This window comes from Pseudomonas sp. GW821-FHT04D07 (assembly GCF_059420225.1).
Map to the genome: position 1 here is coordinate 87,770 of NZ_JBWKTH010000025.1, position 19,379 is coordinate 107,148.

Consider the following 19,379-nt stretch of genomic DNA (forward strand, 5'->3'; position numbering starts at 1 on the left):
CCCCCCCCTCCTCCCCCCCCCCCCCCCCCCCCCCCCCCCCCCCCCCCCCCCCCCCCCCCCCCCCCCCCCCCCGCTCCCACAGGATTTGTGTTTGGCTTTAAGTGGATAGCATCGCGACTGAAGCCGGATTTTTCAATTGCAGCAACCCCCCGACGCCAGGTCCTTGAGGATCGGGCAATCAGGCCGATGGTCGCCGTGGCAGTGCTCCACCAGATCCTGCAAGGTGTCGCGCAGGCTGGCCAGTTCCTCGATCTTGCGGCTCAATTCCTCGATATGCTGACGCGCCAGGGCCTTGACGTCGGCGCTGGCGCGTTGGCGGTCCTGCCAGAGGGCCAGCAACCTGCCGACCTCTTCCAGGGAGAAACCCAGGTCCCGGGAACGTTTGATAAACGCCAGGCTATGCAAATCTTGCGCACTGTACAAACGGTAGCCGCTGTCCGTGCGGTTGGCGGCCTTGAGCAGGCCGATGGACTCGTAGTAACGAATCATCTTCGCGCTCAGGCCACTCTGGCGGGCTGCTTGGCCGATATTCATGACAACTCCTTCAGTCGAGATCTTTCGGTTTCCAGGTCTTGAGCAGCAACGCATTGCTCACCACGCTGACGCTGGACAAGGCCATGGCCGCTCCAGCCAGTACCGGGTTGAGCAGGCCGAAGGCGGCCAGGGGAATGCCGATCAGGTTATAGACGAAAGCCCAGAACAGATTCTGGCGGATCTTCGCATAGGTCTTGCGGCTGATCTCCAGGGCTGCTGGCACCAGTCGCGGATCGCCACGCATCAGGGTGATACCCGCCGCGTGCATGGCGACATCGGTGCCGCCGCCCATGGCAATGCCAATATCGGCGGCGGCCAGCGCCGGGGCGTCGTTGATGCCGTCGCCGACCATCGCCACCACGGCGTGCTGCTTCAGCTCGGCGACGATGGCTGCCTTGTCCGCCGGCAGCACCTGTGCGTGAACATCATTGATACCGAGGGCCTCGGCGACCACCCTGGCGCTGCCGCGATTGTCGCCGGTCAGCAGGTGGCTGCCGATCTGCCGGGCCTTGAGCTGCTGGATGGCTTGCAGGGCGCCGTGCTTGAGTGTGTCACCAAAGGCAAACAGACCGAGCACGTGCGGTTGCGGGCCTTGCTCGATCAGCCAGGACAGGGTCCGGCCCTCGGCTTCCCAGGCGCTCGCCGATTCGGCCAACGCGCCGGCGTCCAGGCCACTTTCGTCGAGCAGGCGCTGATTGCCCAGGGCCAGGGCGCGCTCGCCGAGACGACCGGCGATGCCACGACCGCTCAGGGCGCGGCTGTCATTCACCTCCGCCAGGGTCAGGCCGCGTTCCGCGCAGGCGTCCAGCACCGCCTTGGCCAGGGGGTGTTCGCTGCCACGCTGGAGGGCGCCGGCCAGTTGCAGCACGTTGTCGTCGTCACCGGCCGTGGCGCTCAGGTGGGCGATGCGTGGCGCGCCGGAAGTGAGGGTGCCGGTTTTGTCGAAGACCACGGTGCTGACTTCATGGGCGCGCTCCAGGGCGTCGGCGTCCTTGATCAGGATGCCATGGCGCGCGGCCACGCCGGTGCCGGCCATGATCGCCGTCGGCGTCGCCAGGCCCAGGGCGCACGGGCAGGCAATCACCAGCACGGCCACGGCATTGATCAGCGCAGTCTCCAGCGGCGCGCCGTGCAGCCACCAGCCGATCAATGTCGCCAGGGCCAGCAGCAGGACGGTCGGGACAAATACCTGGCTGACCTTGTCCACCAGCTTCTGAATCGGTGCCTTACCGGCCTGGGCGTCCTCCACCAGGCGGATAATCCGCGCCAGCACGGTTTCGGTGCCCAGCGCCCGGGTTTTCACCAGCAACCGACCTTCACCGTTGATGGCCCCGCCGGTGACTGCGTCGCCGGGTTGCTTGGGTACCGGCAGGCTTTCTCCGCTGATCAACGCTTCATCGGCGTGGCTGCGGCCTTCGACCACCTCGCCGTCCACCGGGAAACGTTCGCCGGGTTTGACCAGCACCAGGTCATCGAGACGCAGGGCACTGATGGCGACGTCCTGTTCGCGGCCGTCGATCAGTTGGATCGCCCGCTCCGGACGCAAGGCTTCCAGGGCGCGGATGGCGCTGGCGGTCTGGCGCTTGGCGCGGCTTTCCAGGTACTTGCCCAGCAGCACCAGGGCGATCACCACCGCCGAGGCTTCGAAGTACAGATGGGGCATGCTGCCGGGGGTGGCGTTGGCCCATTGATACAGGCTCAGGCCATAACCGGCACTGGTGCCGAGGGCGACCAGCAGGTCCATATTGCCAGCCCCGGCCTTGAGCGCCTTCCAGGCGGCGACATAGAAGCGCGCGCCGAAGATAAACTGCACCGGGGTGGCCAGGGCCCATTGCAGCCAGGCCGGCAGCATCCAGTGGTAGCCCAGCGGCTGGATCAGCATCGGCACCACCAGTGGCAGGGCCAGGGCAATCGCCAACAGCAGGGACAAGCGCTCGCGGCGCAGACGACGTTGCTGGTCCTGGGCGACGGCGGCCTCGCTTTGCCGCAGGTGGGCGGTGTAGCCGGCGTTCGTGATCGCGACAATCAGAAGGCGCGGATCGACCTGGCCGAGCAGATCCAGATGGGCGCGTTCACTGGCCAGGTTGACGCTGACCCGCTGCACGCCGGGTACCTTGCTCAAGGCTCGTTCGACCCGGCCGGCGCAGGAGGCGCAGGTCATGCCACCGATATCCAGTTCCAGGCTGTGCGTGGGCACGCTGTAGCCGGCTTGCTCGATGGCGCTGAGCAGCGCCGGCAGGCTATCGGCCGGGGCCTGGACACGGGCCTGTTCGGTGGCGAGGTTGACGCTGACGGCGCTGGCGCCGGCGACCTTGCTCAGGGCGCGTTCGACACGACCGGCGCAACTGGCGCAGGTCATGCCGGCGATCGGCAGGTCGAAGAGGGTGGAGGCGAGCATGGGCAATACTCCTGGAGAAGTTGCCCCAAGGATCAACCTTGCCCCATTGGCAAGGTCAAGCCCTTATTGATAACCCAGCGACACCTGTTTCAGGCGCAGGCCTTCCGGGCCGCCGATGATGGCGAACTTGCGCACATCGCCGCCGCTGAGCTTTATCACCTGTTCGGGGGTGGTGAGCATGCCGGCTTCGCAGCCCGGAGTCTGTCCGGGCAAGAATTTCAAGCGGATGGAGACATTGCCAGGCGGCAGGTTGAAGGAGGTGGATTGTTCCTGGAACAGCCGGGCGGACAGTTGGTCCTGAAGGTAGATGCCGATCTCGCAGGAGGTGGAGACTTCCAGGCGCTCGCGAGAAATGATCAGTACCGCGTAGTTCTCTCCGGCCGCACTGGCGAAAGGACTCGCACCGAAAATACTGAGAAGGCCGAACAGGCTGAATGCTGACCAGCGCATGGCTGAATCTCCTACGGATTGATCGTCGATGCCGAAGCTTGGCGCAGGCTCGCGTTAAATGCCAGCCCGGCAGTGTCATCAGGAACTTGACCTTGCCACGGTGGCAAGCTTGAGACTGCAAACATTCCCCCATGAAAGGAGCTGTGTCATGCAAGTCTTCAATGTCCAGGGTATGTCCTGCGGTCACTGTGTACGGGCCATTACCCAGGCGGTTCAGGCCCGGGATCCGGCGGCCGATGTGCGAGTCGACCTGGCGGCGAAGGAGGTCGGCGTCAGCAGCAGTCGGCTGTCGGCGGAGGAAGTGCTCAGCGCCATCAGCGAAGAAGGTTATGAGGCGAAGCTGGCGGTTTGACGCGGATCCGCTAAATACCGCCGCCACTACGTTCAACGCGGTCACCATGGTCAGCACGGTCACCACGGTCACCACGGTCACCACGGTCACCACGGTCAACACGGTCAACACGGTCAACACGGCCAGCGCGGTCAGCGCGGTCAACTGTAGGAGCCGGCTTGCCGGCGATGGCGGCCGGATAATCGACGCAGGACTTACTGGCCTCATTGCCAGCAAGCCGGTATCTACAGATCGTGCGCTGTTCCGGTTTTTTTAATAGTTAGCGACCTATCAGAATGTTCAAGGCCTCCTCGCGCCGCTAGACTAGCGATCCGCGCCGATCTTCCCTGGACACCAGATGAACCTGCGAACCATCCTGATTCTTGGTGCCCTGAGCGCTTTCGCGCCCCTGGCCATCGACTTCTACCTACCGGGCTTCCCGGCCATGGCCACGGCCTTCGGTACCGATGAAAAACATATCCAGCTGACCCTGGCGGTGTATTTTCTCGGTCTCTCCATCGGCCAGTTGGCCTATGGGCCGGTGGCCGACCGCTTCGGTCGGCGGCTGCCGTTGCTGGTGGGGGTGGCGCTGTTCACCGTTGCCTCCCTGGCCTGCTCCTTCGCCCCGAGCCTGGAATGGCTGATTGGCGCGCGGTTTGTCCAGGCCCTGGGCGGCTGCGCCGGAATGGTGATTTCCCGTGCGGTGGTCAGCGACAAATGCGATGCGGTGGGGTCGGCCAAGGTCTTTTCGCAACTGATGCTGGTGGTGGGGTTGGCGCCGATCCTGGCACCGATGCTCGGTGGCGTGCTGGTCAATCTCTATGGTTGGCATTCGATCTTTATCGCCCTGACGATCTTCAGTGCCTTGGCGGCCATCGCGGTGATTCTTGGCCTGCCGGAGAGCCTGCCGGCCAATCACCCACGTCCGCCGTTGTCGGGGGCGTTGCGCCAATACGGCCGGTTGTTGGGCGACCGTCTGTTCCTCGGCCACGCCCTGACCGGCGGCATCGCGATCGCCGGGATGTTTGCCTATATCGCCGGTTCGCCGTTCGTGTTCATCAAGCTTTATGGCGTACCGGCCGAGCACTACGGCTGGTTGTTCGGCACCAATGCCGCGGGTTTTATCCTGACGGCACAGGTCAATGCGCGCTTGTTGGCCAAGCGCGGCCCGGCCTTTCTGCTGGTGCGCGCGGTGTGGGTCTACCTGGCTGCCGGCCTGGCGCTGCTGGCCATCAGCAGTCTGCACCCGCAACAGTTGTGGCCGTTGCTGGTGCCGCTGTTCATCTGTATTTCCAGCCTGGGCTGCATTCTGCCCAATGCCTCGGCCTGTGCCATGAACGGCCAGGGCGGGCGCGCCGGCAGCGCGTCGGCAACCCTGGGTTGCCTGCAGTTCGGCGTGGCGGCGGCTGCCGCGTCATTGGTCGGAGTGCTGCACGATGGCAGCGCCGTGCCGATGGCTCTGGTCATCAGCCTGTGCGGTGTACTGGTGGTCACGCTGGCCATGTCGACTCGCCGCGTGCAGAACGCGCGAGTCATCCAGGGCTAGGTTCCCGGCGCGGGATCAGCCGACGGCGCGTTGCTGGTGTTCGGGGAAAGCGTGGGGGGCCTGCAACCTGGCTTGCAGGGTGCTGACAAAGGCGCGGGCTTCGGATTCGCTACGGAAGGTCACCACGTGCTGGTCCAGACGGACCTGCCATTGATTGCCGTGGGACCTGGGCAGTTCTTTGAGCAGTATATTCATTGCGGACTTCCTCCTGTTGGTAACGACTCATTCTCTGTTGCTTGAAAATGACTGCATTAAAACCAAAACAGCAGTGAGGGTACGATTGTAGCGCCGATTTTCTGCTTGCAGATGACCTGGCTCAATCATCTGACTGGTGGTTGCTCTGATTTTTTTGCAGGAGCAAACCTGTCTCATGAGTCCGCGTTTCTGCAAACGCCGAAAACCCTGTAGGAGCCAGCTTGCTGGCGATGGCGTGCAAATGGGCGCTGCAAGGCTCAAGGGCCTCATCGCCAGCAAGCTGGCTCCTACAGGATGGTGTGCTGTCAGGTCGACAGGTGCGCGGGATTCGACTCAGAACCCTTCCAGCACGATCTTGCCCTTGGCCTTGCCACTTTCCAGCAACTCATGGGCACGGCGCAGGTTGGCGGCGTTGATCTGGCCGAAATGTTCGCCCAGCGTGGTTTTCAACACGCCGGCATCGATCAGTTCGGCAACGCGGTTGAGCAGGTTGTGCTGTTCGATCATGTCGTCGGTCTCGAACATCGAGCGGGTGTACATGAACTCCCAGTGCAACGACAGGCTCTTGCGCTTGAGTTTACTGATGTCGAGGCCTTTCGGGTCGTCGATCAGCGCCAGCTTGCCCTGGGGCTTGAGGGCTTCGACCAGTTGGTCGAGGTGGCTGTCGGTCTGGGTCAGGCTGGCGACATGGGTCACCTGCGCCTGGCCGTGGGCCTTGAGTTCTTCGCTCAGCGGCCGGCGGTGATCGATGACCAGATCGGCGCCCAGCGCTTTTACCCAGTCCCTAGTTTCGGCGCGCGAAGCGGTGCCGATGACTTTCAGGCCGGTCAACTGGCTGGCGAGCTGGGTCAGGATCGAACCGACACCACCGGCGGCGCCGACGATCAACAGGCTCTGGCCCTGATCAGCCTTGTCCTCGGCGATTTGCAGGCGTTCGAACAGCAGCTCCCAGGCGGTGATGGCGGTCAACGGCAAGGCGGCGGCTTCGGCAAAACCCAGGCTTTTCGGCATGTGCCCGACGATGCGCTCATCCACTACATGCAACTCGCTGTTGGCGCCGGGGCGAGTCAGGGAGCCGGCATAGAAAACCGGGTCGCCGACCTTGAACAGGCTGACGTTGCTGCCGACTGCCTTGACCACGCCGGCCACATCCCAGCCGAGCACCTTGGCTTCACCGTTTTCCGCGGGCATGAACTGGCGGACCTTGGTGTCCACCGGATTGACCGAGATGGCCTTGACCTCCACCAGCAGGTCACGGGGACCGGCGACCGGGGCGGGCAGTTCGATGTCCTGCAGGGACAGCGGGTCGTTGACGGGCAGGGATGCATAGAAGGCGATGGCTTTCATGTGAAAACTCCAGCGGGCAATGATTTCGATGGCGCCATGATTGGCTATTTCACTTGAAGATAAAACCGGCTAAAACAGCAGGCTCTTTCAATATTTTTTTGATAATGCCGAGGCCTCCATGCTGCGTTTCGATGACTTGCAGTTGTTTGTCCGGGCCGCCGACCTGGGCAGCTTGTCGGCGGCGGCGCGGGTCATGGACATGTCGGCGGCGGTGGCCAGTGCCGCGCTGAAACGGATCGAACAGCAACTGGGCGCGCGCCTGTTGGCGCGCTCGACCCGCAGCCTGCGACTGACGGCTGAAGGCGAGGGCTTCCTGGAATATGCCCGGGGCGCGTTGAGCCAACTTGATGAGGGACGCCGGTTGTTGGCCCGTGGCCAGGATCAGGTCAGCGGGGTCTTGCAGTTGTCGGCGCCCTCGGACTTCGGACGTAACCTGCTGCTGCCCTGGCTGGACGAGTTCCAGCGCGAGCACCCGCAACTGACCGTGCGCCTGCTGCTCGGCGACCGCATTGCCGATCTGTTCCGCCAGCCGGTGGACATTGCCTTGCGTTATGGCGAGCCGGAGGACTCCAGCCTGGTGGCGCTGCCTGTGGCGCCGGACAACCACCGGGTGCTGTGCGCGGCACCGAGCTATCTGGCGCGGCACGGCGAACCGCGCACGTTGGCGCAACTGGCGCAGCACAACTGCCTGCTCTACATGCTGAGCAGTCGGGTGCATGACCATTGGCGTTTTCACGATGGCAAGCGCGAAGTCAGCCTGACCGTCAGCGGCGATCGTTTCAGCGACGACGCCGATGTGGTGCGGCGCTGGGCCGTGGCCGGGGTCGGTATCGCCTACAAATCCTGGCTGGATGTGTCGGCCGATGTTCTCGCGGGACGCTTGCAGGTGCTGTTGCCGGAGCTGCGCTGTGAGCGTGCTCCGCTGAATTTGTTGTGCGCCCATCGCGCTCAATTGAGTAAGCCGGTGAACTTGTTGCGCGAGATGCTGAGCCGGCGATGCGCCCAACTCGGGCGCCTGGCGCCGGTTTCCCGGATATGAGACCGGCCGATCTCAAAGAGGTTCTGTTACAACCCGTTCAGGAATAAAGGTCGGCTCCCCGCATATTGTGGTTTAGGCTGAAGACATTGGATCCAATATCCTCGCGGCGGGTTACGCATCTTGTTTCATTCGCCGCCGTTGATTACCAAACGACGAAAAAATCCCCCGGTTTTTGGCATTTTCGCGTCTTGGCTTGGGCGGGATTACTCCTCAGTATGCCCCGTGTGCGTTCGATCAGTGTTTCAACAGGGAGTGAAGACATGGAATATGCACCTTGCGTCAGTCAGATTGCCACGTTGCTTGCCGACCCCAAGCGCAGTGCAATGATGTGGGCGTTGTTGGATGGCAGCGCCCGGGCTGCCGATGAGTTGGCCCTGTGCACGGGCCTGTCGCTGTCCTCGGCCAGCGCCCACCTGGCGCGCCTGAGTTCGGGTGGCCTGGTCCGGATCGAGGAGCGCGGGCGCAAGCGTTTCTTCCGCCTCGCCGCCCCGGAAGTCGGTACGGCGGTGCAAGCCTTGGCCAGCGCTTCATTGGCCAGTGCGCCGCTGGCGATGGCGCATGCGGTGAAGGCCCTGGCCCCTGACGCTGACGCTCTACGTCACGCGCGGGTTTGCCACGATCATCTGGGAGGGGAGCTGGCCGGCGAGCTGTACCAGCGCCTGCTGGCGGCGGGCTGGGTCGAACAACAGGAACTGCGGCTGCGGGTCACCAGCAAGGGCGCGGCGCGCCTGGCCGAGCGCGGCCTGTACATCCAGGCGCTGGCCCATGGGCAGCGCGAGATCGCCTGTGTCTGCCACGACCTGCAACGTCGCCCCCACCTGGGTGGGGCGCTGGGTGCCGGGCTGCTGCAACTGTTCCTGCAATCCGGCTGGCTGGCCTCGCGGGAAGATTCCCGGGCCTTGCAGGTGTCCGCGCTCGGGCAGCGGCAGATCGACAAGCTGGCCAGTGAAGTCGAGCTCGAATTGGCTGGCTGAACCCCAGTGGCCTGCCGCACGGATGCGGCGGGCGTCGCTCAAGACTGCGAACAGGTCGTAACCAGAAACCAGCCCCGCTGACGATACCGCACACTCGATCGAAGATTCGAATCGAGGGATATCCCATGGAAGCTCAAGGCTACAGCGCGGCGGAACGACTGGAACGCTTGCCCATCAGCGGTTATCACCGGCTGATTTTCATCATCATTGCCCTGGCGTTTTTCTTCGACTCCATGGACCTGGCGATGATGACTTTTCTGCTTGGCTCGATCAAAGCCGAGTTTGCCCTCAGTAGTGCCCAGGCCGGTCTGCTGGCCAGTTCGAGCTTTTTTGGCATGGTGGTCGGCGCTTCGCTGTCGGGTCTGCTTGCCGACCGCTTCGGGCGCAAGCCGGTGTTCCAGTGGAGCATCGTGCTCTGGGGGCTGGCCAGCTACCTGTGTTCCACCGCGCAGACCGTCGAGAGCCTGACGCTGTTTCGCATCCTGTTGGGGTTCGGCATGGGTATGGAGTTTCCGATTGCCCAGTCGATGCTCTCGGAACTGATTCCGGCCAAGCGCCGTGGACGTTATATCGCACTGATGGACGGCTTCTGGCCCCTTGGCTTTGTTGCGGCGGGGCTGCTGTCGTATTTCCTGCTGCCACTGGTGGGCTGGCGGGACATCTTCCTGGTGCTGGCGATACCGGCGGTGTTTGTTCTGGCGATTCGCTTTTTCATCCCCGAGTCACCGCGCTGGCTGGAGCAGGCCGGGCATCATGCGGCGGCGGACAAGGTGCTGGGCGAAATCGAGGCGCGAGTGCGCACTTCGCTCAAGCGCACGTCGTTGCCGATCCCGCTGCGCCTGCCCCGTGGCGTGGACCGTGCGCCGAGTTTCTTTTCGGCTTTTCAACAACTGTGGTCACCGCTGTACCGCCAGCGCACGATGATGATCTGGAGCGTCTGGTTCTTTGCCCTGCTCGGCTTCTACGGCCTGACCTCCTGGCTCAGTGCCTTGCTGCAGCAGTCGGGTTTCGCGGTGACACAGTCGGTGTATTACACGGTGCTGATTTCCCTGGGCGGGATTCCGGGGTTCCTGATGGCGGCCTGGCTGGTGGAACGCTGGGGGCGTAAGCCGGTGTGCATCGTCACCTTGCTCGGCGGCGGGGTCATGGCGTTTTTCTACGGGCAGAGCGCGGTGTTCGGCGGCAATGTCGGTCTGCTGGTGGGTTCGGGGTTGTTGATGCAGTTCTTCCTGTTCGGCATGTGGGCGGTGTTGTACACCTACACGCCGGAGTTGTACCCGACGTCGGCGCGGGCCACGGGTTCCGGTTTCGCCTCGGCGGTGGGACGGATCGGCTCGTTGCTCGGGCCGCTGGTAACCGGGCTGGTGTTTCCGGTGATGGGGCAGGGCGGGGTATTTGCCCTGGGAGCGCTGTGCTTCGTGATTGCGGCGGCGCTGGTCTGGCGTTTTGGCATGGAAACCAAAGGCAGGGCACTGGAGGAACTGAACGAGGTGGCAGAGGTATAAGGCTGAACACGGTCATTGTAGGCGCCGGCTTGCTGGCGATGACGGCCGAATAGGCGATGTAAGTCTTTCGGGCCTCATCGCCAGCAAGCTGGCTCCTGCAGGGTGGGGTCAGGGTTTGACCAACCGCGCATCCAGGCTGTTCTGCGCCAGGCGTTGGGCCTGCTCCTTGGTCATGCCCAGGTGAGTGTGCAGGGCGTAGAAGTTCTCGGTCACATAACCGCCGAAGTAGGCCGGGTCATCGGAGTTCACCGTGACCTTCACGCCGCGCTCGAGCATGGCGAGGATGTTGTGCTGCGACATGTGATCGAACACGCAGAGCTTGGTGTTCGACAACGGGCAGACGGTCAGCGGGATCTGTTCGTCGATGATCCGCTGCATCAGCCGCTCGTCCTCGATGGCCCGCACGCCGTGGTCGATGCGCTGGATCTTCAGCAGGTCGAGGGCTTCCCAGATGTACTCCGGCGGACCTTCCTCGCCTGCGTGGGCGACGGTCAGGAAGCCTTCGTCACGGGCGCGGTCGAAGACCCGCTGGAACTTGCTCGGCGGGTGACCCATTTCCGAACTGTCGAGGCCGACCGCGACAAAGGCGTCACGGAACGGCAGCGCCTGGTCCAGGGTTTTCTGTGCCTGGTCTTCACTGAGGTGACGCAGGAAGCTGAGGATCAGGCCACTGCTGATGCCCAGTTGCTGTTCGCCATCCTTGAGGGCGGCGGCGATGCCGTTGAGCACCACTTCGAAGGGAATACCCCGGTCGGTGTGGGTCTGCGGATCGAAGAAGGGTTCGGTGTGGATCACGTTCTGCGCCTTGCAGCGCAGCAGGTAGGCCCAGGTCAGGTCGTAGAAGTCCTGGGAGGTGCGCAGGACGTCGGCGCCCTGGTAGTAGAGGTCGAGGAATTCCTGCAGGTTGTTGAAGGCATAGGCCTTGCGCAAGGTCTCCACGTCGCTCCACGGCAGGGCGATCTTGTTGCGCTCGGCCAGGGCAAACAGCAACTCCGGCTCCAGCGAGCCTTCCAGGTGCAGGTGCAGTTCTGCCTTGGGCAGGGCATTGAGCCAGTCGTACATGGTCGTTTTTCTCATCAGGTGCAGTGGGTGGACATTCTACAGATGTCGTCGAGACACTGACTAAATCCAGGCTGAATTTGACTCCTGTAGGCGCGAGATTGCTCGCGATGGTGGCCCCGGCACCGCGGAGCATCAGGTTCCCCACGTCATCGTTGACGTCCATCGCGAGCAAGCTCGCTCCTACAGGGGTAGGCCGCTTACCAGGGAATGGTCTCGCCCCGGTAGTTGATGAAGTGATGACCACCTCGGCCGGCATAGGCGTTGATCTGGTCGACCAGGCCGCGAACGCTGGTGGCCACGTCGATGTCCGCCCCCTCGCCACCCATGTCGGTTCTCACCCAGCCCGGATGCATCGACAGGACGGTAAAGGTTGGTGCCTCGATTTCGCTCAGGAAGGTGCTGGTCATGGAGTTCAGTGCGGCCTTGCTCGCCTTGTAGAAGGCCAGGTTCGGCGCATCGGGCATGGTCACGCTGCCCAGGACCGAACTCATGAAAGCAATCACGCCATTGCCCGGGCGGATCTGGCTGACGAAACGCTGGGCCAGGGCCACGGGGGCGATGGCATTGGTCATGAACAACTGGCCGATCTGCGCCAGCACGGCGCTGCCCGGCCGCTGGTCGTCAGGCCCCTTGACGCCGGCATTGACGAACAGCAAGTCGAATACCTGGCCTTCCAGGTGTTGCGCCAGGGTGCTCACCGCCGCGTGATCGGCCATATCCAGGGCTTCGATGCGTACCGGGCCGAGGGCTTTCAAGGCATCGGCCTTGTGGACGTCGCGTACGGTGGCGGTCACGTCCCAGCCGTCGGCCAGCAGTTGTTGGGCCAGCCCGAGTCCAAGGCCTCGGGAAGCACCGATGATCAATGCATTCTTACTGCTCATGAGCAAACTCCTTGTGAGATGAAAATCCAGTTCTCAGAGGACAACTTTGTTGCAGGCGATGCTGCAATTCCTGGCGTAACTCGTCCAGCTCGGCCATGCGTGCTTCGATCAGCCTGAGCTTGTCTTGCAACAGTTGCGTCACCGCGCTGTCGGCATCCGGCGCGTTCCACACCCCGGCGACGCTGCTGCCGATTTCGCCCAGACTGAAGCCCAGACGCTGGGCGGTCTTGATGTACTGCACCAGTTGCACCATCTCGGCAGGATAGTCGCGATAGCCGTTGGCGCTGCGTTGGGCAACGATCAAGCCGCGCTGCTCGTAGAAACGCAGGGTGTCGCAACTGACGGCACAGGCCCGGGCCAGTTCACCGATACGCATGCTCTTCGTTCTCTGGAAAGGCTTGACCTTGGAGCATACTCCAGGCTTTAGCCTCTGTGCTCCTTGAATGGTTATGGAGATGCAGTATGTGGAGCCCGGCACACTACCGTCGGCTGGTTCGGGCCAGCGCTTGGTATGACCTGATCGTCACGGCGGGCTTTGTCACGCCCTGGAGTTTTCTCGCCCTGCACAGTGCGTTGTTGGCGCTGGCCGCGACGCTGAACCTGCCGGGCAGTTTTCCGCCGTTCGCGCCCGCGCACCTGTTGATGGCCAACCTGTTGGGCTCGATCGTTTGCGTCTGGGCGGTCTTGCGTATCCGCGACCCGCAACCGACCTTCGGCCGTTATGACGCGGCGGGGCGGATGCTGTTTGCGACCTGGCAGGCGTATGCCCTGAGCCAGGGGGCGAGCATGATCATCGCGGTGTTCCTGTTCTTCGAACTGGCCTGGGGGGGCGCGCAGTTATTACCGGTACGCGGAGAGTTCGATCAGGCGAGATCGCTCGATGCGCTTTGATCGAAAAATGATCAATCCTCCGCAGGCTTGGCCGGACCGGCGCCCCGGCCACCCTTGCACGGCTTATCCACAGGTTGCTCCACAGTATCTGTGTGCAAGCTCGCGGCTTGGCTATAAAGGCCATTTGGCTATTTTCCAAACGCGATAAATCCCGGTAACTCTCTGTTTAACGGACGATTTTGCGTCGCTGAAGGGTTATTGGACAAAAACTGATCAGCGCCCGCAAAGCCACGTTGCAGAAGGGTTACAGGCGGATGTACTCAGGTTATCCACAGTCGGGTGCACAGTGATTGTGGGCAACCGGTGGGGCTGTCCCGTCAGTGTGGACAGAGGGTCGATTACCCCTGGCGCTGCAAGAGAATGCGCCCGCGGCTGAGATCGGCCAGTTGCCGTTGCAGTGTATCGATCTGTGCTTGGCCCACCGCCAGTTGCAGTTCCACGCCATTGGCGGTGAACTGTTCCACGAGGATCAGGCCGCCGAGTTCGGCCAGCCGCAGCTTGACCAGCGCCAGTTCACTGAAGCCGCAGGCGCAGCTCAGCGCGACCCGGCTGATCAGTGGCAGGCGTTCGGCAGTCTGCAGGCACTTGTTGGCGCCGCCGCCATAGGCGCGGGCCAAGCCACCGGTGCCCAATTGGATGCCGCCGTACCAGCGGATGACCAACACCACGACCTGGTCGCAATCCTGGGCTTCGATGGCGGCCAGGATCGGCCGGCCCGCGGTACCGCCGGGTTCGCCGTCGTCACTGCTGCGGTACTGGTCGGCGAGTTTCCAGGCCCAGCAGTTGTGGGTGGCATCCAGGTCGCTGTGTTGCTCGATAAAGGCCTGGGCTTCGGCAACGCTGGTGATCGGGGCGGCAAGGGTGATAAAGCGGCTTTTGCGAATTTCCTCGCGGTATTCGCAAAGGCCGGCAAGGGTAAAAGGCATACGGGATTCGGCTTCAGTTCAGGAGGATCAGAGTGACGGCGTCAGGCCGCAGCCCTTGAGGATAATATGGATCAGGTTGTTGCTGGCGTCTTCCATATCCTGCTTGGTCAGCCGCGGGCGGCCGGTGACCCGGCAGATCTGGGTGGCGAAGTCGGCGTAATGCTGGGTGCTGCCCCAGAGCAGGAAGATCAGGTGCACGGGGTCGACCGGGTCCATCTTGCCAGCATCGATCCAGGCTTGGAACACGTTCGCCCGGCCCTGGAACCAGGCGCGGTAGTCCTGGTTGAAATGCTCGGTGAGGCACTCGCCACCGCTGATGATTTCCATGGCAAAGATCCGCGAGGCCTGTGGCTGGCGCCGGGAGAACTCCATCTTGGCGCGAATATAGCGGGTCAGCGCCTGCGCCGGATCGTCTTCGGCACTGAGGTGATTGAAGGTGTTATCCCACTGTTCGAGGATATTGCTCAGTACCGCGATGTACAGACCCAGCTTGTGGGTGAAGTAGTAATGCAAGTTGGCCTTGGGTAGCCCGGCGTTCAGGGCGATGGTGTTCATGCTGGTGCCTTTGAAACCATGGCGGGCGAACTCGTCTTCGGCGGCCTTGATTATCGCTTCCTGGTTTTTCTGGCGAATTCGGCTGGCGGGCTTTCCGGCGTGGGCAGGGGCTTCAACGGTCATAGGCAGTTCCGAGCGGGTCTGTGGGTGTAACCTGTGCACAGATAGCGTACCCAGGGGGTTGAGACAAGTCCTGTCATCATATAAAGCCTTGATCCAGGCCGACTCTGTCGCTTTCGGGGCAACTATTTGCGGCAGTGGCTTGGGGACGATATTTTGCCGGCGCCGGCTTGTTGGCAGTTGGGCTTTTAAGCGGCGGTGGCCTTGAGGGCGGCATCGCTGGCAAGCCAGCTACAAGGGGTAGGTCTGTGGATATCCGCTCAGCGGGTCGCCGCCAGGCTCTCCAGGAAACTTTCCAGCACCAGGTGCGGTCGTCGGCCCTTGCGTGTCACCGAAGCCAGGCTCAGGTCATAGAAGCGGCTGCCGGCCTTGAGCGCGCGCAGCCGACCTTGCTGGACCCAGAGGCTGGCGTAGTGGTCGGGCAGGTAGCCGATATAGCGTCCGGTCAGGATCAGGAACGCCATGCCTTCACGGTCCGAGGCGCTCGCGGTGCAATTGAGCGCCTGGTAATGCGCCTGGATCTCGGCCGGCAGGCGAAAGGTCGGGGCGATGGCGTCCTGAGCGTTGAGACGGTCATCGTCCAGTTGCTTGTCGTCGACATAGAACAGCGGATGACCCACCGCGCAGTAGAGCAGTGAACGTTCGCTGTACAGCGGCTGGTACTCCAGGCCTGACAGGGCGCTGGCCTGGGGCACCACCCCGACATGCAGGCGCCCGTCGAGCACGCCTTGTTCCACCTCGTTGGGGGCGATCATGCGAATCTGGATCTGCACATCCGGTCCACGCTCCTTCAACTGGGCCAGCGCATGGGTGATACGCATATGCGGCAGGGTGACCAGGTTATCGGTCAGGCCGATGGTCAGTTCACCGCGCAGGTGTTGGTGCAGGCCGTTGACCTCGGTGCGAAAACTCTCCAGGGCGCCCAACAGTTGCAGCGCCGAGTGATAGACCTCGCGACCCTCCTCGGTCAGGGAGAAACCGGCGCGTCCGCGTTGGCACAGACGCAGCCCGAGACGCTGCTCCAGATCGCTCATCTGCTGGCTGATGGCCGAGCGGCCGATGCCGAGCACGGTTTCCGCCGCGGAAAAGCCGCCGCACTCCACCACGCTGCGAAAGATGCGCAGCAAGCGGATATCAAAGTCGCTGACTTGTGCCAGGGGATCGGGACGGCGGCTGCTCATAGCTGAGTCATATAGTTTAGTGGTCTGCTGACTGAACATTAGAAGAGTTGGATTTCACCGACTTTATCGCCATGGCAATTTAGCTGCAAGAACGCTTTCAACTTCTGCGCCGCTTATTGCCCTGCGAGGTTTCGCCCATGAACATGTCTGAAAACGCCCCCGCTTCCCTGGCCAGCCAGCTCAAACTCGATGCCCACTGGATGCCCTACACCGCCAACCGCAACTTCCAGCGCGACCCGCGCCTGATCGTTGCCGCCGAAGGCAGCTGGCTGATCGATGACAAGGGACGCCGGGTCTACGACTCGCTGTCCGGGCTGTGGACCTGCGGCGCCGGGCACACCCGCAAGGAAATCCAGGAGGCGGTGGCCAAGCAACTGGGCACCCTCGATTACTCGCCGGGCTTTCAATACGGTCACCCGCTGTCGTTCCAGCTGGCAGAGAAAATCACCGCGCTGACGCCGGGCAATCTGAACCATGTGTTCTTCACCGACTCCGGCTCCGAGTGCGCCGATACCGCGGTGAAGATGGTGCGGGCCTACTGGCGCCTGAAAGGCCAGGCGAGCAAGACCAAGATGATCGGGCGGGCCCGCGGTTATCACGGGGTGAACATTGCCGGGACCAGCCTGGGTGGCGTCAACGGCAACCGCAAGCTGTTCGGCCAGGCGATGATGGATGTCGATCACCTGCCCCACACTCTGTTGGCGAGCAATGCGTTCTCCCGTGGTATTCCGGAGCAGGGTGGTATTGCCCTGGCCGATGAGCTGCTCAAGCTGATCGAACTGCATGATGCGTCCAATATCGCAGCGGTATTCGTCGAGCCCCTGGCCGGTTCCGCCGGTGTGCTGGTGCCGCCACAGGGTTACCTCAAGCGCCTGCGGGAAATCTGCGACCAGCACAATATCCTGCTGGTGTTCGACGAAGTGATTACCGGTTTCGGGCGTACCGGCGCGATGTTCGGTGCCGACAGCTTCGGCGTGACCCCGGACCTGATGTGCATCGCCAAGCAAGTCACCAACGGTGCCATCCCGATGGGCGCGGTGATTGCCAGCAGCGAGATCTACCAGACCTTCATGAATCAGCCGACCCCTGAGTACGCCGTGGAATTCCCCCACGGCTACACGTACTCGGCACACCCGGTGGCGTGCGCGGCAGGCCTGGCGGCACTTGACCTGCTGCAAAAGGAAAACCTGGTACAGAGTGTGGCCGAAGTCGCGCCGCACTTTGAAAATGCCTTGCACGGTTTGAAAGGCAGCAAGAACGTTATCGACATCCGCAACTACGGTTTGGCTGGCGCGATCCAGATCGCTGCCCGTGACGGCGACGCCATCGTGCGTCCTTTCGAGGCCGGCATGGCCTTGTGGAAAGCCGGTTTCTACGTGCGCTTCGGCGGCGACACCCTGCAGTTCGGGCCAACCTTCAACAGCCAGCCGAAGGATCTGGATCGCCTGTTCGATGCGGTCGGCGAAGTGCTGAACAAGCTCGACTGATCCTTCTATATAGAAGGCCACTGTTATTCCCTGACAGGAGCGAGGCGACTCGCTTCTGTATGCCCATGTTCTGGAGTCCCACAATGAGCGCAATTCAACATTTGATCGACGGCCAACTGGTCAGCGATTCCGGTCGCACGGCCGCTGTGTACAACCCGTCCACCGGCCAGGTTATCCATCAGGTGCCATTGGCGGATCGCGAGACCATCCAGCAAGCCATCGACTCGGCCAAGGCTGCCTTTCCGGCCTGGCGCAATACGCCGCCGGCCAAGCGTGCCCAAGTGATGTTCCGCTTCAAGCAACTGCTGGAGCAGAACGAGGCGCGTATCGCTCAGTTGATCAGCGAAGAGCATGGCAAGACTCTGGAAGACGCCGCCGGTGAATTGAAGCGCGGTATCGAGAACGTCGAGTACGCCTGCGCTGCACCGGAAGTACTGAAGGGTGAATACAGCCGTAACGTCGGTCCGAATATCGACGCCTGGTCCGACTTCCAGCCGCTGGGCGTGGTGGCGGGTATCACTCCGTTCAACTTCCCGGCGATGGTGCCGTTGTGGATGTACCCGCTGGCGATCGTGTGCGGCAACTGCTTTATCCTCAAGCCGTCCGAGCGCGATCCGAGTTCGACCTTGCTGATCGCCCAGCTGCTGCTGGAAGCCGGTTTGCCCAAGGGCGTGCTGAACGTGGTGCATGGTGACAAGACCGCGGTGGATGCGCTGATCGCGGCGCCCGAGGTCAAGGCCCTGAGTTTTGTCGGTTCGACGCCGATTGCCGAGTACATCTATGCCGAGGGCACCAAGCGCGGCAAACGTGTCCAGGCCCTGGGCGGGGCGAAGAACCATGCGGTGCTGATGCCGGATGCCGACCTGGACAATGCGGTCAGTGCCTTGATGGGCGCGGCCTATGGTTCCTGCGGCGAGCGCTGCATGGCGATCTCCGTGGCCGTTTGCGTGGGCGACCAGGTGGCGGACGCGCTGGTGGCCAAGCTGGTGCCACAGATCAAGGCGCTGAAGATCGGTGCGGGTACTTCGTGCGGGTTGGACATGGGGCCATTGGTCACTGGTCAGCATCGCGACAAGGTCAGTGGTTATATCGCCGATGGAGTGGCATCGGGTGCACAGCTGGTGGTCGACGGTCGTGGCTTGAGCGTCAAGGATCATGAGGAGGGCTTCTTCCTCGGCGGTTGCCTGTTTGATCGCGTGACACCGGAGATGCGCATCTATAAGGAAGAGATCTTCGGGCCGGTGCTGTGCATCGTCCGGGTCAACAGCCTGGAGGCGGCCATGCAACTGATCAACGATCACGAATATGGTAACGGCACTTGCATCTTTACCCGTGACGGAGAGGCGGCGCGCTTGTTCTGCGATGAGATCGAAGTGGGCATGGTCGGGGTCAACGTACCGTTGCCGGTGCCGGTGGCTTACCACAGCTTCGGTGGTTGGAAGCGTTCGTTGTTCGGCGACCTGCATGCCTATGGTCCGGATGGCGTGCGTTTCTACACCCGGCGCAAGGCGATCACCCAGCGCTGGCCACAACGTGCCAGTCATGAAGCGTCGCAGTTCGCGTTCCCGAGCCTGTAAACAGTCACGCCGCGTTATCGGGGTTGAGCACAATCCCTTGTAGGAGTCCGGCTTGCCGGCGATGGCGTCCTTGAAGCCGCTAAAAGCTTCGCGGGCAAGCTCCGCTCCCACAGGACCGAGTCGCACCGCAAACTCTCGGTTAGCCCCGGACCTTGTAGGAGCCGGCTTGCCGGCGATGGCGTCCTTGAAGGCGCTAAAAGCTTCGCGGGCAAGCTCCGCTCCCACAGGACCGAGTCGCACTGCAGGCTCTCGGTCAGCCTCGGACCTTGTAGGGGCTGGCTTGCTGGCGATGGCGTCCTTGAGGCCGCTAAAAGCTTCGCGGGCAAGCTCCGCTCCCACAGGACCGAGTCGCACCGCAAACTCTCGGTTAGCCCCGGACC

Annotated in this window: 20 protein-coding genes; 9 read left to right on the forward strand and 11 right to left on the reverse strand. The window is 62.7% G+C overall.

What is annotated here, in order from left to right:
* Positions 1-132 precede the first annotated feature (132 nt).
* From cueR to AC07T0_RS24360, 3 genes are all read right to left on the reverse strand, one after another.
* Positions 133-534: a Cu(I)-responsive transcriptional regulator gene (gene cueR / locus AC07T0_RS24350; protein ID WP_495003580.1), complete on the reverse strand. Its 402-nt coding sequence runs from the start codon at positions 532-534 to the stop codon at positions 133-135.
* Positions 535-544: 10 nt separating this feature from the next.
* On the reverse strand, positions 545-2,932 hold the full coding sequence (locus AC07T0_RS24355) for a heavy metal translocating P-type ATPase (protein WP_495003581.1): 2,388 nt from the start codon (positions 2,930-2,932) through the stop codon (positions 545-547).
* A gap of 63 nt (positions 2,933-2,995) precedes the next feature.
* The gene (locus AC07T0_RS24360) at positions 2,996-3,382 is read right to left on the reverse strand and encodes a hypothetical protein (protein ID WP_495003582.1); all 387 of its coding nucleotides are present in this window, start codon (positions 3,380-3,382) and stop codon (positions 2,996-2,998) included.
* Positions 3,383-3,530: 148 nt separating this feature from the next.
* Between AC07T0_RS24360 and AC07T0_RS24365 the strand changes: the two genes are divergently transcribed.
* From AC07T0_RS24365 to AC07T0_RS24375, 3 genes are all read left to right on the forward strand, one after another.
* The gene (locus AC07T0_RS24365) at positions 3,531-3,734 is read left to right on the forward strand and encodes a heavy-metal-associated domain-containing protein (protein ID WP_495003583.1); all 204 of its coding nucleotides are present in this window, start codon (positions 3,531-3,533) and stop codon (positions 3,732-3,734) included.
* 46 nt (positions 3,735-3,780) lie between these two features.
* A complete protein-coding gene (locus AC07T0_RS24370; protein ID WP_495003584.1) occupies positions 3,781-3,990 on the forward strand; it encodes a hypothetical protein in 210 nt (69 codons plus the stop codon).
* Between the two features lie 81 nt (positions 3,991-4,071).
* Positions 4,072-5,259 (forward strand): multidrug effflux MFS transporter, encoded by a 1,188-nt coding sequence (locus tag AC07T0_RS24375; protein ID WP_495003585.1) that lies wholly within the window; start codon positions 4,072-4,074, stop codon positions 5,257-5,259.
* A 15-nt stretch (positions 5,260-5,274) separates the two neighbouring features.
* Here AC07T0_RS24375 and AC07T0_RS24380 read toward each other — a convergent pair whose 3' ends face one another.
* Positions 5,275-5,454: a hypothetical protein gene (locus tag AC07T0_RS24380; RefSeq protein ID WP_495003586.1), complete on the reverse strand. Its 180-nt coding sequence runs from the start codon at positions 5,452-5,454 to the stop codon at positions 5,275-5,277.
* 333 nt (positions 5,455-5,787) lie between these two features.
* Entirely contained in the window at positions 5,788-6,801 is a 1,014-nt protein-coding gene (locus AC07T0_RS24385) for a zinc-binding alcohol dehydrogenase family protein (protein WP_495003587.1), read from the reverse strand.
* Positions 6,802-6,919: 118 nt separating this feature from the next.
* Here AC07T0_RS24385 and vimR point away from each other — a divergent pair, with 118 nt between their 5' ends.
* From vimR to AC07T0_RS24400, 3 genes are all read left to right on the forward strand, one after another.
* Complete coding sequence (gene vimR, locus AC07T0_RS24390) at positions 6,920-7,840, forward strand: transcription regulator VimR (protein ID WP_495003588.1); 921 nt, start codon at positions 6,920-6,922, stop codon at positions 7,838-7,840.
* 260 nt (positions 7,841-8,100) lie between these two features.
* Complete coding sequence (locus AC07T0_RS24395) at positions 8,101-8,814, forward strand: ArsR/SmtB family transcription factor (RefSeq protein ID WP_495003589.1); 714 nt, start codon at positions 8,101-8,103, stop codon at positions 8,812-8,814.
* 125 nt (positions 8,815-8,939) lie between these two features.
* Complete coding sequence (locus AC07T0_RS24400) at positions 8,940-10,319, forward strand: MFS transporter (protein WP_495003590.1); 1,380 nt, start codon at positions 8,940-8,942, stop codon at positions 10,317-10,319.
* Positions 10,320-10,427: 108 nt separating this feature from the next.
* Here AC07T0_RS24400 and AC07T0_RS24405 read toward each other — a convergent pair whose 3' ends face one another.
* The 3 genes from AC07T0_RS24405 to AC07T0_RS24415 form a co-directional block, all read right to left on the reverse strand.
* Positions 10,428-11,381, reverse strand: a complete 954-nt coding sequence (locus AC07T0_RS24405) for an adenosine deaminase (RefSeq protein ID WP_495003591.1) — start codon at positions 11,379-11,381, stop codon at positions 10,428-10,430.
* 197 nt (positions 11,382-11,578) lie between these two features.
* Positions 11,579-12,262, reverse strand: coding sequence for an SDR family oxidoreductase (locus AC07T0_RS24410; RefSeq protein ID WP_495003592.1), 684 nt, complete (start codon positions 12,260-12,262; stop codon positions 11,579-11,581).
* Complete coding sequence (locus tag AC07T0_RS24415; protein ID WP_495003593.1) at positions 12,252-12,638, reverse strand: MerR family transcriptional regulator; 387 nt, start codon at positions 12,636-12,638, stop codon at positions 12,252-12,254. The genes AC07T0_RS24410 and AC07T0_RS24415 overlap by 11 nt, the downstream gene beginning before the upstream one ends.
* Before the next feature lie 86 nt (positions 12,639-12,724).
* Between AC07T0_RS24415 and AC07T0_RS24420 the strand changes: the two genes are divergently transcribed.
* Positions 12,725-13,153 (forward strand): hypothetical protein, encoded by a 429-nt coding sequence (locus AC07T0_RS24420; RefSeq protein WP_495003594.1) that lies wholly within the window; start codon positions 12,725-12,727, stop codon positions 13,151-13,153.
* 338 nt (positions 13,154-13,491) lie between these two features.
* Here the strand turns inward: AC07T0_RS24420 and AC07T0_RS24425 are convergent, their stop codons facing one another.
* From AC07T0_RS24425 to AC07T0_RS24435, 3 genes are all read right to left on the reverse strand, one after another.
* Positions 13,492-14,079, reverse strand: a complete 588-nt coding sequence (locus tag AC07T0_RS24425) for an IMPACT family protein (protein ID WP_495003595.1) — start codon at positions 14,077-14,079, stop codon at positions 13,492-13,494.
* A 27-nt stretch (positions 14,080-14,106) separates the two neighbouring features.
* Complete coding sequence (locus AC07T0_RS24430; protein WP_495003596.1) at positions 14,107-14,757, reverse strand: TetR/AcrR family transcriptional regulator; 651 nt, start codon at positions 14,755-14,757, stop codon at positions 14,107-14,109.
* A gap of 257 nt (positions 14,758-15,014) precedes the next feature.
* The gene (locus AC07T0_RS24435; protein ID WP_040064038.1) at positions 15,015-15,935 is read right to left on the reverse strand and encodes a LysR family transcriptional regulator; all 921 of its coding nucleotides are present in this window, start codon (positions 15,933-15,935) and stop codon (positions 15,015-15,017) included.
* A gap of 137 nt (positions 15,936-16,072) precedes the next feature.
* Here AC07T0_RS24435 and aptA point away from each other — a divergent pair, with 137 nt between their 5' ends.
* Together aptA and AC07T0_RS24445 are read left to right on the forward strand one after the other, a co-directional pair.
* Complete coding sequence (aptA, locus tag AC07T0_RS24440) at positions 16,073-17,422, forward strand: omega-aminotransferase AptA (protein ID WP_495003597.1); 1,350 nt, start codon at positions 16,073-16,075, stop codon at positions 17,420-17,422.
* A gap of 83 nt (positions 17,423-17,505) precedes the next feature.
* Complete coding sequence (locus tag AC07T0_RS24445) at positions 17,506-18,999, forward strand: CoA-acylating methylmalonate-semialdehyde dehydrogenase (protein ID WP_495003598.1); 1,494 nt, start codon at positions 17,506-17,508, stop codon at positions 18,997-18,999.
* The last annotated feature ends 380 nt before the right edge of the window (positions 19,000-19,379 follow it).

Excerpts from the sequence above, each read along its gene's own strand:
- AC07T0_RS24405 (WP_495003591.1), bottom strand. The coding sequence starts at position 11,381 with ATGTACGACTGGCTCAATGCCCTGCCCAAGGCAGAACTGCACCTGCAC.
- cueR (WP_495003580.1), bottom strand. The coding sequence starts at position 534 with ATGAATATCGGCCAAGCAGCCCGCCAGAGTGGCCTGAGCGCGAAGATG.
- AC07T0_RS24425 (WP_495003595.1), bottom strand. The coding sequence starts at position 14,079 with ATGCCTTTTACCCTTGCCGGCCTTTGCGAATACCGCGAGGAAATTCGC.
- AC07T0_RS24410 (WP_495003592.1), bottom strand. The coding sequence starts at position 12,262 with ATGAGCAGTAAGAATGCATTGATCATCGGTGCTTCCCGAGGCCTTGGA.
- AC07T0_RS24415 (WP_495003593.1), bottom strand. The coding sequence starts at position 12,638 with ATGCGTATCGGTGAACTGGCCCGGGCCTGTGCCGTCAGTTGCGACACC.
- AC07T0_RS24385 (WP_495003587.1), bottom strand. The coding sequence starts at position 6,801 with ATGAAAGCCATCGCCTTCTATGCATCCCTGCCCGTCAACGACCCGCTG.
- AC07T0_RS24370 (WP_495003584.1), top strand. The coding sequence starts at position 3,781 with ATGGTCAGCACGGTCACCACGGTCACCACGGTCACCACGGTCACCACG.
- vimR (WP_495003588.1), top strand. The coding sequence starts at position 6,920 with ATGCTGCGTTTCGATGACTTGCAGTTGTTTGTCCGGGCCGCCGACCTG.
- AC07T0_RS24365 (WP_495003583.1), top strand. The coding sequence starts at position 3,531 with ATGCAAGTCTTCAATGTCCAGGGTATGTCCTGCGGTCACTGTGTACGG.
- AC07T0_RS24355 (WP_495003581.1), bottom strand. The coding sequence starts at position 2,932 with ATGCTCGCCTCCACCCTCTTCGACCTGCCGATCGCCGGCATGACCTGC.
- AC07T0_RS24375 (WP_495003585.1), top strand. The coding sequence starts at position 4,072 with ATGAACCTGCGAACCATCCTGATTCTTGGTGCCCTGAGCGCTTTCGCG.
- AC07T0_RS24430 (WP_495003596.1), bottom strand. The coding sequence starts at position 14,757 with ATGACCGTTGAAGCCCCTGCCCACGCCGGAAAGCCCGCCAGCCGAATT.
- AC07T0_RS24380 (WP_495003586.1), bottom strand. The coding sequence starts at position 5,454 with ATGAATATACTGCTCAAAGAACTGCCCAGGTCCCACGGCAATCAATGG.
- AC07T0_RS24400 (WP_495003590.1), top strand. The coding sequence starts at position 8,940 with ATGGAAGCTCAAGGCTACAGCGCGGCGGAACGACTGGAACGCTTGCCC.
- AC07T0_RS24360 (WP_495003582.1), bottom strand. The coding sequence starts at position 3,382 with ATGCGCTGGTCAGCATTCAGCCTGTTCGGCCTTCTCAGTATTTTCGGT.
- AC07T0_RS24435 (WP_040064038.1), bottom strand. The coding sequence starts at position 15,935 with ATGAGCAGCCGCCGTCCCGATCCCCTGGCACAAGTCAGCGACTTTGAT.
- AC07T0_RS24395 (WP_495003589.1), top strand. The coding sequence starts at position 8,101 with ATGGAATATGCACCTTGCGTCAGTCAGATTGCCACGTTGCTTGCCGAC.
- AC07T0_RS24445 (WP_495003598.1), top strand. The coding sequence starts at position 17,506 with ATGAGCGCAATTCAACATTTGATCGACGGCCAACTGGTCAGCGATTCC.
- AC07T0_RS24420 (WP_495003594.1), top strand. The coding sequence starts at position 12,725 with ATGTGGAGCCCGGCACACTACCGTCGGCTGGTTCGGGCCAGCGCTTGG.
- aptA (WP_495003597.1), top strand. The coding sequence starts at position 16,073 with ATGAACATGTCTGAAAACGCCCCCGCTTCCCTGGCCAGCCAGCTCAAA.